13 protein-coding genes, 1 tRNA gene and 1 pseudogene are annotated in these 13,019 nt (G+C 71.2%); 7 read left to right on the top strand and 8 right to left on the bottom strand.

From position 1 onward, the window contains the following. The first annotated feature begins 45 nt into the window (after positions 1 to 45). Positions 46 to 234, top strand: a complete 189-nt coding sequence (locus ACFCV8_RS24360; protein ID WP_358863119.1) for a DUF5703 family protein — start codon at positions 46 to 48, stop codon at positions 232 to 234. Between the two features lie 67 nt (positions 235 to 301). On the opposite strand, the gene ACFCV8_RS24355 is transcribed toward ACFCV8_RS24360, so the two are convergent. The 3 genes from ACFCV8_RS24355 to ACFCV8_RS24345 form a co-directional block, all read right to left on the bottom strand. After that, on the bottom strand, positions 302 to 1,048 hold the full coding sequence (locus ACFCV8_RS24355; RefSeq protein WP_376687546.1) for a chaplin: 747 nt from the start codon (positions 1,046 to 1,048) through the stop codon (positions 302 to 304). A 138-nt stretch (positions 1,049 to 1,186) separates the two neighbouring features. After that, positions 1,187 to 1,420 (bottom strand): chaplin, encoded by a 234-nt coding sequence (locus ACFCV8_RS24350; protein WP_376687545.1) that lies wholly within the window; start codon positions 1,418 to 1,420, stop codon positions 1,187 to 1,189. 164 nt (positions 1,421 to 1,584) lie between these two features. Beyond that, entirely contained in the window at positions 1,585 to 2,910 is a 1,326-nt protein-coding gene (locus ACFCV8_RS24345) for a M20/M25/M40 family metallo-hydrolase (RefSeq protein ID WP_376687544.1), read from the bottom strand. 184 nt (positions 2,911 to 3,094) lie between these two features. On the opposite strand from ACFCV8_RS24345, the gene ACFCV8_RS24340 reads away from it, so the two are divergent. Continuing rightward, positions 3,095 to 3,179 (top strand) — tRNA-Leu (locus ACFCV8_RS24340). Positions 3,180 to 3,508: 329 nt separating this feature from the next. On the opposite strand, the gene ACFCV8_RS24335 is transcribed toward ACFCV8_RS24340, so the two are convergent. From ACFCV8_RS24335 to ACFCV8_RS24325, 3 genes are read right to left on the bottom strand one after another with little or no spacing between them, the layout of a single operon-like run. After that, positions 3,509 to 4,312 (bottom strand): DAPG hydrolase family protein, encoded by an 804-nt coding sequence (locus ACFCV8_RS24335; RefSeq protein WP_376687543.1) that lies wholly within the window; start codon positions 4,310 to 4,312, stop codon positions 3,509 to 3,511. Positions 4,313 to 4,334: 22 nt separating this feature from the next. Then, positions 4,335 to 4,580, bottom strand: coding sequence for a DUF1427 family protein (locus ACFCV8_RS24330; protein WP_376687542.1), 246 nt, complete (start codon positions 4,578 to 4,580; stop codon positions 4,335 to 4,337). Beyond that, positions 4,577 to 4,729 carry a DUF1427 family protein gene (locus tag ACFCV8_RS24325; RefSeq protein WP_376687541.1) on the bottom strand — a complete coding sequence of 51 codons (153 nt, stop codon included), beginning with the start codon at positions 4,727 to 4,729 and terminating at the stop codon, positions 4,577 to 4,579. The genes ACFCV8_RS24330 and ACFCV8_RS24325 overlap by 4 nt, the downstream gene beginning before the upstream one ends. Before the next feature lie 240 nt (positions 4,730 to 4,969). Here ACFCV8_RS24325 and ACFCV8_RS24320 point away from each other — a divergent pair. From ACFCV8_RS24320 to ACFCV8_RS24305, 4 genes and pseudogenes are all read left to right on the top strand, one after another. Next, positions 4,970 to 5,140, top strand: a pseudogene (locus ACFCV8_RS24320) (transposase); the annotation flags it as partial. Positions 5,141 to 5,601: 461 nt separating this feature from the next. After that, entirely contained in the window at positions 5,602 to 6,669 is a 1,068-nt protein-coding gene (locus ACFCV8_RS24315; protein WP_376687540.1) for a hypothetical protein, read from the top strand. After that, positions 6,666 to 8,045: a hypothetical protein gene (locus ACFCV8_RS24310; protein ID WP_376687539.1), complete on the top strand. Its 1,380-nt coding sequence runs from the start codon at positions 6,666 to 6,668 to the stop codon at positions 8,043 to 8,045. The genes ACFCV8_RS24315 and ACFCV8_RS24310 overlap by 4 nt, the downstream gene beginning before the upstream one ends. Positions 8,046 to 8,167: 122 nt before the next feature. Continuing rightward, on the top strand, positions 8,168 to 9,103 hold the full coding sequence (locus tag ACFCV8_RS24305) for an RluA family pseudouridine synthase (protein ID WP_376687538.1): 936 nt from the start codon (positions 8,168 to 8,170) through the stop codon (positions 9,101 to 9,103). Positions 9,104 to 9,116: 13 nt separating this feature from the next. On the opposite strand, the gene ACFCV8_RS24300 is transcribed toward ACFCV8_RS24305, so the two are convergent. Next, positions 9,117 to 9,746 (bottom strand): MBL fold metallo-hydrolase, encoded by a 630-nt coding sequence (locus ACFCV8_RS24300; protein WP_376687537.1) that lies wholly within the window; start codon positions 9,744 to 9,746, stop codon positions 9,117 to 9,119. Further along, a complete protein-coding gene (locus tag ACFCV8_RS24295) occupies positions 9,746 to 10,831 on the bottom strand; it encodes an S-(hydroxymethyl)mycothiol dehydrogenase (protein WP_376687536.1) in 1,086 nt (361 codons plus the stop codon). Before ACFCV8_RS24295 ends, ACFCV8_RS24300 begins: the two co-directional genes overlap by 1 nt. Before the next feature lie 271 nt (positions 10,832 to 11,102). Here ACFCV8_RS24295 and phsA point away from each other — a divergent pair, with 271 nt between their 5' ends. Further along, the gene (gene phsA / locus ACFCV8_RS24290; protein ID WP_376687535.1) at positions 11,103 to 12,995 is read left to right on the top strand and encodes an O-aminophenol oxidase PhsA; all 1,893 of its coding nucleotides are present in this window, start codon (positions 11,103 to 11,105) and stop codon (positions 12,993 to 12,995) included. Positions 12,996 to 13,019 lie beyond the last annotated feature (24 nt).

Genomic DNA, 13,019 nt, shown 5'->3' with positions numbered 1-13,019 from the left:
TGCAGACGCTATCCGTACACGGGCTCTGCCCGCACAATAGATGCGATGCCGGAATACGAATTTGTCGATGTGTACGTGCCGCGCGGGGTCTCCCGGAAGGAGACGGCCCGCCTGTTGACCGACCATGCCGAGTACGGTCACTGGGAGTTGGATCGACTGACACTGCGTCGCGACGGCAGCCGCAGGGTGCGGCTGCGCCGGAGGATCATCCGCCAGATCCGGGCCACGTGGTGAGTCGGGGCGGGCCCCGCAGCCGCGGGACCCGCCCCTTTCGTCGTACCGGCGTCGCCGCCCGGCTCCGCTAGGCGGACAGCCGTCCGCGGCGGAAGAGGACCGCACCCGCACCCGCGAGGAGCAGCCCGGCGCTCGCCGGGACCAGCAGGTCGAGCCCTCCCGCCCCGGTATGGGCGAGTTGCGGCACCGTCGGGTTGCCGGGCTTCCCGGGCACGGGCGGCTTCTCCGGTGCCGGAGGCTTGTGCTCGGTGACCGGGGTGACCGGCGGCGTGACCGGCGGCTTGACCGGCGGCGGTGTGACTACATGCGAGTCGTTCCCGCAGTTGTTGCCGAAGGTCGGGTTGAGCAGACCGACGACGTCGACGCTGTTGCCGCAGACGTTCACGGGTACGTCGATGGGCGCGGAGACGGTGTTGCCAGACAGCACGCCCGGCGAGCCCGACGCGACGGCCTGTGCCGTCGCTCCGCCGCCGCCGAGCGGGGCGCGGTGCTTGCCCGTGCCCGGCCGGCTCGCCTGGCTCAGGTCTCCGGAGACCTGGCTGCCGGAGGCGTGCTTGCCCGGGGAGTCCTGCGAACCGTTTCCGCAGTTATTCCCGAACGCCGGGTTGAGCAGCGCCACGACGTCCACGGAGTTGCCGCAGAGGTTGACCGGTACATGAACCGGGATCTGTACCGAATTCCCTGACAGCACCCCCGGGGAATTCGTTGCTTCGCCGGACGCTCCCGCGTCGGCGTGCGCGTAGCCGCCGCTCAGCGCGAGTACGCCGCCTGCGGCCGCCACGGTGATCAGGCCCTTGCGCGTGACCTGTCGCATAGGTGTTTCCTGCCTTCTAAGCCTTCCGGAATACCCCCGGACTCGATCGTGCGGGGGCGGAGCACCAGCGACCCCGGAGCGCATGGCATGCACTCCGGGGCCGAACTGGCTCAAACCCTTACGGGTTGACGCACAACGTCAGGCGTTGACGCAGGTGTTGCCGAAGGCGGGGTTCAGCAGCCCGACCACGTTGATCGTGTTGCCACACACGTTCAACGGAACGTGCACGGGCACCTGGATGACGTTGCCCGAGATGACGCCGGGGCTGCCGAAAGCGCCACCCTCGGCACCGGCGTCCGCGACGGCCATGCCCGCGCCCGCGAGCACCAGGCCACCAGTGACAGCCGCAGCAGCGACGACCTTCTTGATCATGTTTCCTCCTAGTTTGGCAGTGCGGTCCCAGCCGCGGACCGCATCACCTGTAACGAGGAAGAGTTAGGGGAGCTACGAGCGCACGACCCCTTTCACTCGTTCCGGTCAGATACGTACACGCTGACGATTGCCGAACGGCAAAGTCCCGGAAATCCGTCAGGACGTCAGCAGTTGTCGATGAAACGGTCGAGCACCCGCACACCGAACTGCAGACCGTCGACCGGTACGCGCTCGTCCACACCGTGGAACATGCCCGCGAAGTCCAGCTCCGGCGGCAGCTTCAGCGGGGCGAACCCGAAGCAGCGGATGCCGAGGTCGTCGAAGGACTTGGCATCGGTGCCCCCGGAGAGCATGTACGGCACCGCGCGGGCGATCGGGTCCTCGGCCTTCAGCGCGATCTGCATCGCGTCCACGAGCGCGCCGTCGAAGCTCGTCTCCAGCGCCTTGTCGCCGTGCACGTCCTCGCGCTTCACGCGCGGGCCCAGGATGCGGTCCAGGTCGGCCAGGAACTCGTCCTCGAAGCCGGGCAGGAACCGGCCGTCGACATGGGCGATGGCCTGGCCGGGGATCACGTTCACCTTGTAACCGGCGCCGAGCATGGTGGGCGCGGCGGAGTTGCGGAGGGTGGCGCCGACCATCTTGGCGATGCCGCCGAGCTTGGCGAGGGTGGTCTCCATGTCCTCCGGGTCGAGCGGGGTACCGAGCGCGTCGGACAGCTCGTCCAGGAAGGACCGTACGGTCTTGGTCACCCGGACCGGCCACTGGTGCCGCCCGAGCCGCCCGACCGCCTCACAGAGCTCGGTGATCGCGTTGTCGTCGTTGGTCATCGAGCCGTGCCCGGCGGTGCCGTCCACGGTCAGCCGCATCCAGTGCATGCCCTTCTGGGCCGTCTCGACGAGGTAGAGGCGCAGTTTCTCGTTCACCGTGAAGGAGAAGCCGCCGACCTCGCCGATCGCCTCGGTGACACCCTCGAAGAGACCGGGGTGCTTGTCGACGAGGTACCGCGCACCGTACGTACCGCCCGCCTCCTCGTCCGCGAGAAAGGCGAGCACGATGTCGCGCGGGGGCTTGCGGCCGCTGCGCATCCGGTCGCGGACGACCGCGAGGGTCATCGCGTCCATGTCCTTCATGTCGACCGCGCCGCGGCCCCACACGCAGCCGTCCGCGACCTCGCCCGAGAACGGGTGGTGCGTCCAGTCGTGGGCATTGGCCGGAACCACGTCGGTGTGGCCGTGGATCAGCAGCGCGGGCCTGGACGGGTCCTCGCCCTCGATCCGCGCCACGGTCGAGGCACGGCCCTTGTGGGACTCGAAGATCTGCGGCTCCAGGCCGACCTCGGCGAGCTTCTCCGCGACGTACTCGGCCGCGCCGCGCTCCCCCGGTCCCGAGTGGTCCCCGTAGTTGCTGGTGTCGATCCGGATCAGCTCACGACAGAGGTCGACGACCTCGTCCTCGCCCGAGCCGGCCCGGGCCGTTTTGGTCTCGCTCACGCTGCTTCCTTCCACCGTCGCTGTGGTGCTCCCCCTCATCCTCCCGCGCCGGTCCCGGACACCCAAGGGCACCCGCCCCTCGTCATGCGCCTTTCACACAGTCCGGGGGGTGATCGAGCACCCCCGAATGTTTGCTATTGTTTTCCACGTCGGAACGGGCCGGAGCCCGCGAGACAGACACCTTGTCCGGGTGGCGGAATGGCAGACGCGCTAGCTTGAGGTGCTAGTGCCCTTTATCGGGCGTGGGGGTTCAAGTCCCCCCTCGGACACTGAGGTCAAACGACCGAATGAAGCCGGTCAGAGCGATAATTTTCGCTCTGACCGGCTTCGTTGTTGTAACGGGCCGAGGGTGTCCGAGGCCGCGCTGTTCGGCCTGGCGGGCGGCGGCGGGGGCGCCCGCTTCGGGGCAGGGCATGCGCCGGGATTCGCGGTGGTCGCCGGGGGCGCTTCGGTGCGCAGGCGGTACGAGGCACGGACGGGGCGGCGGGCATGTCGCCGGTGACGAGGAGGGCGGCCGGGAAGCCGCAGCGTGCTCGGACCGGCGGTGGGACGGCGGTGCTCTTCGTCCGGTGGGCCGTCCGGAAGGGGGCCGGGCGGCTCAGCCCCGGTGACCGAATTCCTGGTGGATGGATGCCAGGAACGTGGACAGGTGGGTGAACTCGGTCTGGTCGTGCAGGAGCATCTCGTAGGCGAAGCCGAGCGCCTCGGCCCGTTCCTCGTCGGTGCTGTATGTCTTGCCCCGGTCGAAGATGTAACGGCTGCGCAGTTCGAAGCCGTCGGCCGTGGTACGGACGAGGTGGAGCATGACGCCGTTGTTCATGCTGAGCTCGCCGCAGGCGTGGGCGCTGATGCCGGACCGGGCGAAGCGGCTGGTGTCGAAGCCCAGTTCAAAGGGGTGGCGAAACCGGATGGTGAGCTCCGAGCGCATCGGACCGATGTACTCGATGATGTCGTGAGTGTTGCCGATGTAGCGATCGATGTCGGCGACGCCGGGACGGGTGAGGATGTCCCGGTCACGGGGAACGGCCTGCTGGTGGTTGTAGGGATACCACAGTGAGTAGCGCTCGGGCTCGACGGAGTGCCACCAGAACCACCAGGTGAACATCTCCGGCGTGCAGCCGGGGAACCGGGTGAGGCTGGTGACGTAAGGGTGGCCGTCGTCGGTGACGCAGAAGCCGGTCTCGACCTTGTGGTAGCCGGCGTCCAGCAGGGTGTCGAGGTCCTCGGGCGAGCTGGTGATGGCCGCGTCGGAGGGCATGGCGCGCCGGATGGCGGGCATCACGTCGTCGTGGAGCCACAGGTCGCCGTTGAAGTACTTGGCGTACGGCTTGCCCCGGATCCGTTCGCTGTTGTGCCGGAACAGGGCCTGGGTGGCGACCGGGTAGTAGGTCACGGGAAGCATGGCGATGGCCTTCTTTTTTCCTTCAGTCGTTGACGTGGCGAGCGGACTCGCCGCCGTCCGGAGTGGGGACGTCGGACGCAGTGGCGTGGCGGCGGTGCAGCCGGGTGAGCAGCCGGCGTCCTCCGGATTCGCCGATGACGATGCCGAGCAGTCCGGCCAGCGCGACCCACGGCGGGGCCGGGGTGGGCACGCCCATGAGCCGGTACAGGAATCCGGCAAGGATGCCGGCACCGAGGGAGAGCGCGTAGCGGGTGATGCCGCGGCTCATGCGATCGCTTCGAGTACGGCGAAGCCGATCAGCATGCCGGCGAGTCCGGCCAGGGCGACCGTGGGGGGCGCCGGGGACGGCACCCTGATCAGCGCGTACATGATTCCGATGCCGATTCCGGCGCCCAGCGCCCGGGCGTACGAGAGCACCCTTCACCTCCTGCGATCACGACGCCTGCGCCCGGTCGTCGGCCATGCGGATGGGTCGACTGGTCGCAACGGCCCGCTTCACCCGGGTTTCCACCCCTGGTGACGACAGTCTCTTCACTGGTCGGTCCGGGGGCATTCCGGCACGGCCGACGGAGTGAAGGGGCGGGGGTCTGCCACGAGGCCGTAGGTTCCGACCGGCTGATCATGCGACTTTCCGACTGGCCATTCGTTGATTGGGGCATGGGTCGGGGAGATCCGACGAATCACGAGTGGTCATCGCTGGAGCCGCATCTGCCTGTGCCAAGTGGCAGCGGTGGGCGGTGGAATGATCGCCGCACTGTGCTCAACGGGGTCCTGTTCCGGATCCGGGCCGGTGTTCCGTGGCGTGACCTGCCGGAATGCTACGCGGCAGCCGGACGTTGCCCGGGCCGTCTCGTTGTACGCGGAGCAACGGGCGGCCCCGTTCCGGGACCACGCCTGCCTGGTCCGCGAGTTCGTCGTGCACGCGGCCGCCGTCCCCGCGCTACGGGAAACCGCTCAGCAGCGGCTCGACCGGCCGGCGCAGGAGCGGTGCGACGTCTTCACGGCCTTCTGGAGTGGCGCGCTGCCGCCTCGTCCGACATGCAGGAGGCGGTCGCCATGCCGTGGGACACGCCGGTCGACTACGCAGAAACCGGTCACCGCCTCTCCCGGCCACGACGCCCGAGCAACGGCCGGGCCTGGCCGGCGGACCGCGGCCGGTGAGTCGGTCTGGGGATTCACCGATGTCCGGTCCGGACGGTCCGGGCCTCTGCGGCCCGGCCCGGCGGGCCAGGGGCCCACGACGTACCATCGGCGCTTTACACGATCTTGGTACGTGACGGGGGCATGCGATGGACGGCAGGCGTAAACGGCGCGGGGCGATATGGGCCGGGGTGGCCGTCGGGGCGGTGGTCGTCTCCGGGGTCGGGCTGTGGGCCACGGACAGTCCGCCGTTCCGGGACAGCTACTGCTGGGGAGCGTGGCAGCAGGACAGCGGTCCGGACTTCCTGGGCGAGAAGGGGCTCGCCAAGTCCGGCTCCGAGCGGAAGGCAACCGAGTCCGCCCAGCCCTCGGCCGGACGCCACCTCGCCCGCTGCACGGTGACGGTGCAGTCGACGGTCCCGGACGACGACTCCGACGAATCCCTCACCTTCCAGGAGCAGGTCACCGCCGAGTACGGGCCGGTCCCGTCCGGGGCCGAGGACCGCCGGGCCTGGATCGCCCGCTACTTCGACGGGTCGGGGACCCGGCTGCCGGACGGGCTCGACGGGCTGGTCTCCCCCGACCGGGCGATGCTGGTCCTGCCCAGGGCCTGCGACGTGGACGGCAGGCCGTCCGCGGTGACGATCCGCAGCGGGAGCACCGGCGACGGCCACCTGGGCAAGGTCACCATGCCGTTCACGATCGGCACCCGGTCCGAGGTGACCCGGATGCTGGTGGATCTGGCCAACACCGGTATGGGGAAGGCCGGTTGCGCCCCGGCGGAACCGCTGCGCACGACGTCGCCCGTGGTGACGATCCCGGAGGACGCCGAGACAGCCATGCACCCGCTGTGCCGGATACCCGGTGTGACGGTGGAGTCCGGCAAGGACTCCGAGTACCGGCAGCAGGTGGGGGTGGTCGACGGGCGGCTCCAGACGTGTTCGGTGGCCTGGCGTGCGCGGGGAGTGCCGGACGAGCCCGCGGCGCAGTACGTGATGACGTCCGAGCCGCGGCTGGCCGCGCTCTTCGACGGCCTCCCGGAAGGGGCCGCCGAGGGGCTGACACGTACCGAGTGCAAGGGGCGGCGGACGGTGTTCTATGGGCACCTGGGTACGGCGCTGAAGGGCGCGGGTGAGCCCGACGACCGCACGGTGTTCGAGCGGTTCACCGAGTCGGTGGGCAGGCGCATCGGGTGCGGGTCGGGTGAGGGCGCGTGAGCGACGGCAGCGGGACCGAAGAGGACGGGGCGGCGACGGTGGACGAGAACGGCACGGCGCAGGCACAGGAGCCGGCATCCGACGGGAACGGGACGGCACGGGCACAGGAGCCGGCATCCGACGAGAACGGCACCGCTCAGTCGCCGGGGGTGACGTCCGACGAGGACAGCACCGCGCAGCCGCCGGGGGTGACGCCCGACGAGGACAGCACCGCGCAGCCGCGGGAAGCGGCACCCGACGAGGACGGCGTGACACAGCCGCGGCAGGTGACGCCCGACGAGGGCGGCGCGGCGCGGGCCACGGCGCCGTGGTGGCGCCGTCCCGCGCTGGCCGTCACCGCCGCCGGGCTCGTCGGGGCGCTCCTCGGGGCGGGCGCGGTGGCCTGGCGTACGGACACTCTTCCGCTGGTCGGCCCCGCCCCGTGCTGGGACTCGCTCGGCGACACGACGCTGTCGGATCTCTTCGGCGACCGTCGGATCGAGGCCGAGGAGCAGGCCCTTCAGACCGATCCGCGGGGCGGCGGCGACATGTACGGGCAGTGCCGGATCACCAGTTACCGGGACGACCAGGCCCGTCGGCAGGTCACGGTGCGGGTGCACCGGCTGGACGGGCTGCGGGGCACGGACGCGGAGGGGTGGCCCCGCGAGTTCCTCACGGCGGGCTCGGTACCGCCCGGTGACGGGCTGCCCGGTCTGGTCTCGCCGTCGCGGGCCTGGCTGGCGCTGCCGCAGAGCTGTGTCGGGCGGGACGAGTTCACCGGGCCCACGGTGGTGGACGTCTCGATGGGCGCTGCCGGGCTCGACGGGGCGGCGGACTACGACCGGGAGGACCTGGCGGCGCTGACCCGGACGGTGGTGGAGGCCGCCAACGGGGTCATGCGCGACTTCGGCTGTTCCGGCACGTACCGGATACCCGATCCGCTGCCCGGCCCGGTGGAGCGGCGGGACACCCGGGCCGACGCCTTCTGCGGCGTCGCGGGGTTCACGCTGCCCGCGGCGTACCGCAAGGACCTGCCCCGGACGCGGGTCGGTGGCGAGGGCGGGCCGGCCCGGGTCTGCGAGGCGGGCGGTTCCTTCGATCCGGCGGTGCGGCTGACGACGGTGACGGACCCGGTGCTGACCGAGATCTTCGCCTCGCGCGGGCTGCGGACCGGGCAGTCCGTGAAGGGCTCCAAGGGGTACGGCAGCATCGACGGCTCCCGGGCGATGTACCGGGCGAGCTGTCAGAGCGGTCCGGTGGTCTTCGTGGTGGACCAGCTGGACCGGATCGAGCATGCCCCCTCGGGGCTCGCCGGTGAGCTGCTGCCCGGCTACGTGGCCGCCGAGGCCGAGCGGATCGGGTGCGGTCCGGAGCGGGTCGCGGCATCGGAGGACTGAGGGCCGCCGGGGCGGCGTTACGCTGCGGGGACCTTGGGCGACGAGCGAGGAGCGGACACCATGGACGGCGCGGCGGCGGTGGGTGCGCCCTGGTTCGGTGCGCCCCGGTTCAGCGGGCCCCGGTGAGGGGGCGCGGGCGGCCCCCGGCGGCGCCGCTGCCGCAGCGGGACGGGATCGATCCGGTGCGGCTGCGGCTGCCCGAGGACCCGGACCGGGCGTGGCCGACGGTGCGGGACCATCTGGTGGCGCGGTTCGCGGGCGCGATCGGGGCGGCGCGGGTGGATGCCATGGTCGCCGCGGGCCGGTTCGTGTCGCTGCGGGGCCCGGTCGCAGCCGACGAGCCGTACGAGGCGGGCCGGTACGTCTGGTTCCACCGGGACTTCGCGCCGGAGGAGCCGGTGCCGTTCCCGGTCGGGGTGGTCCACCGCGACGAGCACCTCGTCATCGCCGACAAGCCGCACTTCCTGGCGACGACCCCGCGCGGGCGGCACATCACCGAGACGGCGGTGGCCCGGCTGCGCCGCGAGCTGGGGCTGCCGGAGCTCCAGCCCGCGCACCGGCTGGACCGGCTGACGGCGGGTCTCGTCCTTTTCGTCGTACGGCCCGGGGAGCGGGGCGCGTACCAGACAATGTTCCGGGACCGCCGGGTGCGCAAGGAGTACGAGGCGGTGGCTCCGTACGATCCGGCGCTGGTGCTGCCGCGTACCGTGCGCAGCCGGATCGTGAAGGAGCGCGGGGTCATCGCCGCCCGCGAGGAGCCCGGCGAGCCGAACAGCGAGAGCCGGATCGAGCTGCTGGAGCACCGGGCGGGGCTCGGCCGCTACCGGCTGCTGCCCGCCACCGGGCGGACCCATCAGCTGCGGGTCCACATGAACGGCCTGGGGCTGCCGCTCGTCCACGACCCCGTCTATCCGGTGGTCGAGGCGGAGGGGGCGGCGGACGACTTCTCGCGCCCGCTCCAACTGCTCGCCCGGGTGCTGGAGTTCACCGATCCGGTCACGGGTGAGCCGCGCCGCTTCGAGAGCGGGCTGCGGCTCTCCGCGTGGCCGGACCGGTGAGCCCCGGCGTGCCTCAGTGACCGCGGGCGATCCACTCGTCCAGGTGCGGGGCCTCCGCGCCGATGGTGGTGGAGTCGCCGTGCCCGGTGCGGACGGCGGTCTCGGGCGGGAGCGTCAGGAGCCGGTCCCTGATCGAGTCGACGATGGTCGGGAAGTGGGAGAAGGACCGCCCGGTGGCGCCGGGTCCGCCCTGGAAGAGGGTGTCCCCGGTGAAGACGGTGGACAGCTCGGGGGCGTAGAGGCAGACGGCGCCGGGGGCATGGCCGGGGGTGTGCAGGACGTGGAGGGCCGTTCCGGCGATCTCCAGCGTCCTGCCGTCGGCCAGTTCGCCGTCCGGGGTGCGGTCCGGATGGGTCTGCCGCCACAGCGGCAGGTCGTCGGGGTGCAGCAGGACGGGCGCGCCGGTCGCGTCGGCGAGGGCGGGGGCCGCGTCGATGTGGTCGTTGTGCGCGTGGGTGCAGACGATGGCACGCAGTGTGCGGCCGTCCAGCGCGGCCTCGATGGCGGCGGCGTCGTGGGCGGCGTCGATGACGATCGCCTCGGTGTCGTCGCCGACGATCCAGACGTTGTTGTCGACCTCCCACTCACCGCCGTCGAGGGCGAAGGTTCCGGAGGTGACCAGGTGGTCGATGCGGGCGGTCATCAGAGGACCACCACCGAGCGCAGCACGTCGCCGTCGTGCATCCGGGCGAAGGCCTGCTCGACGTCGCCGAGCCCGATGGTCTCGGTGACGAACGCGGCGAGGTCGAGCCGCCCCTGCTGGTGCAGGTCGATCAGCATCGGGAAGTCGCGCGAGGGCAGGCAGTCGCCGTACCAGGAGGACTTGAGCGAGCCGCCGCGGCCGAAGACGTCGAGGAGCGGGAGCTCCAGCTTCATCTCCGGGGTGGGGACGCCGACCAGGACGACGGTGCCCGCGAGGTCGCGGGCGTAGAAGGCCTGCTGGTAGGTCTCGGGGCGGCCGACCGCCTCGATGACGACGTCCGCGCCGTTTCCGCCGGTCAGGGCGCGGATCGCCTCGACCGGGTCGGTGGCGCGGGAGTTGACGGTGTGCGTGGCGCCCATCGTCTTCGCGGTCTCCAGCTTCCGGTCGTCGATGTCGACCGCGATGATCTTCGCCGCGCCGGCCAGCCGGGCCCCGGCGATCGCCGCGTCACCGACGCCGCCGCAGCCGATCACGGCGACGGAGTCGCCCCGGCCGACCTGGCCGGTGTTGATGGCGGCGCCGATGCCCGCCATGACGCCGCAGCCGAGGAGCCCGGCGACGGCCGGGGAGACCTCGGGGTCGACCTTGGTGCACTGGCCGGCGGCGACCAGGGTCTTCTCGGCGAACGCGCCGATGCCGAGGGCGGGCGACAGTTCGGTGCCGTCGAGGAGGGTCATCTTCTGCTTCGCGTTGTGGGTGTCGAAGCAGTACCAGGGGCGGCCGCGCAGACAGGCGCGGCACTGCCCGCACACCGCGCGCCAGTTGAGGACGACGAAGTCGCCGGGGGCGACGTCCGTGACACCCTCGCCGACGGACTCCACGACGCCGGCGGCCTCGTGGCCGAGGAGGAAGGGGAAGTCGTCGTTGATCCCGCCCTGCTTGTAGTGGAGGTCGGTGTGGCAGACGCCGCACGCCTGGATCTTGACCACGGCCTCGCCGGGGCCCGGATCCGGGATCACGATCGTCTCGATGCGTACCGGCTCGTTCTTCCCCGGTGCGATGACCCCTTGCACCTGCTGCGACATACCGTGGTCTCCTGTTTCCGTCTTTTCACGAAGATCGAACGCGAACAACCGTACGCCCCGTGAGGGTGTCACGGCGGCGCGCCGCATTGGCGCGAAACGACCGCCGCTCACCCGGCGGGATGTACCGGTTTCGGTCAGATGGCGCGTGATGCAGAACCTTGCCGGATTCTCCGTGGTCCTTTGATACGTAGGGAGTGCTCGGCCGATACCTGCGGGGGCAGGGGTCGATCACTCCGACAACAGGGGAATCACTGATCATGGGGGAAGTACCTTGACCGAGATCATCGAGGCCACGGAGAAGATCAGTCAATCGGGGGGCGAACCTGTCGCGGCGGCGGCACCGGTCGGCGGTCTGGTGCCGTACACCGACGCGCTGCCCGTACCGCCGGTGCTCCGCCCGCAGAGCGGCGATGTGCTCCAGGAGACGGAGATCGCCGTGTCACCCACCTGGGTGCGGCTGCACGCGCAGCTGCCGCCGACCCTGATGTGGGGGTACGACGGCATGGTGCCGGGGCCCACCATCGAGGTGCGGCGCGGGGAGCGCGTCAGGATCGCCTGGACCAACCGCGTTCCGAAGGGCAGCGAGTACCCGGTCACGGCGGTGGAGGTCGGCCCGGTCGGGCAGGGCGAGCCCGCCCCGCACAACAGCCCCGGCCGGGACGGTGTCGAGCCGGACGCGGATGTCGCCGCACTGCCCGCCTGGACCGTGACGCATCTGCACGGCGCGCAGACCGGCGGCGGCAACGACGGCTGGGCGGACAACGCGGTCGGCTTCGGCGACGCGCAGCTGTCGGAGTACCCGAACGACCACCAGGCCGCACAGTGGTGGTACCACGACCACGCCATGAACATCACCCGGTGGAACGTGTACGCCGGGCTGGTCGGCACGTATCTGGTCCGCGACGACGAGGAGGACGCGCTCGGTCTGCCGTCCGGCGACCGGGAACTGCCGCTGATCCTCGCCGACCGCAATCTCGACACCGACGAGGACGGGCGGCTCAACGGGCGGCTGCTGCACAAGACGACGGTGCTCACCAAGGCCCATCCGGAGACCGGGAAGCCGGTGTCCCTGCCGTTCCTCGGCCCGTACACGACGGTCAACGGGCGGATCTGGCCGCACCTGGACGTGGACGACGCCTGGTACCGCTTCCGGCTGGTCAACGCCTCCAACGCGCGGATCTACGACCTGGTGCTGGTGGACGACGAGAACAACCCGGTGCCGGGGGTGATCCGGCAGATCGGCAGTGACGGCGGGCTGTTGCCGCGCCCGGTGCCGGTCGACTTCGACGCGTCGCTGCCGCAGCTGACGATCGCCCCGGCGGAGCGGATGGACCTGCTGATCGACTTCTCGGCGCTGGCCGGGCGCCGGGTCCGGCTGGTCAACCGCGGCAAGCTCGCCCCCGGCGTCGCGGACCCGGCGTCGAACGTGCCGTTCCCGCAGGTGATGGAGTTCCGGGTACGGGAGACCGGGCGGCGGGACGCCTTCGAGCTGCCCGAGGTGCTGTCGGGGTCCTTCCGGCGGTACGAGCACGGCCTGGTGGAGCACGGGCACCGGCTCGTGGTGCTGACGGTGCCGGGCACGGTCGGCGGCGGCGGTCACCCGGAGATCTGGGAGATGGCGGAGGTCGAGGACCCGGCGACGGTGCCGGTGCCCTCGGACGGGATCATCCAGGTGGAGGGCGAGGACGGCACGGTGCGGACGTACCGCAGGATCTCCCGGACCTTCAACGACGGTCTGGGCTTCACCGTCGGGGAGGGCACCTTCGAGCAGTGGTCCTTCCTCAACCTGGGCGGACCGACCCATCCGATGCACATCCACCTGACCGACTTCCAGGTGATGGGCCGGGAGGCGTACGCGCTCGGCGGCTTCGACCCCGCGCTCGGCGGGACCCGTTCCCCGGTGGCGTTCGACCACGGCACCAAGATCCCGGCCGCTCCGAACGAGCAGGGCTGGAAGGACGTCTTCCGGGTGCCCGCGGGGCAGATGGTGAAGGTGCTCGGGACGTTCGACGGGGCGTACGGGCGGTTCATGTACCACTGCCATCTGCTGGAGCACGAGGACATGGGCATGATGCGGCCGTTCGTCGTGATGCCGCCCGAGGCGATGAAGTTCGACCACGGCGCCGGGCACGGGGGCGGCGGCCACGGGGGGCACGGCGGCTGACCCGGCCCCGCCCCGGAACCGCCC

This window comes from Streptomyces sp. NPDC056347 (assembly GCF_042262625.1).
GTDB lineage: Bacteria > Actinomycetota > Actinomycetes > Streptomycetales > Streptomycetaceae > Streptomyces.
The sequence above is the reverse complement of the archived record's forward strand: the minus strand, read 5'-3'. Positions and strand labels throughout refer to the sequence as shown.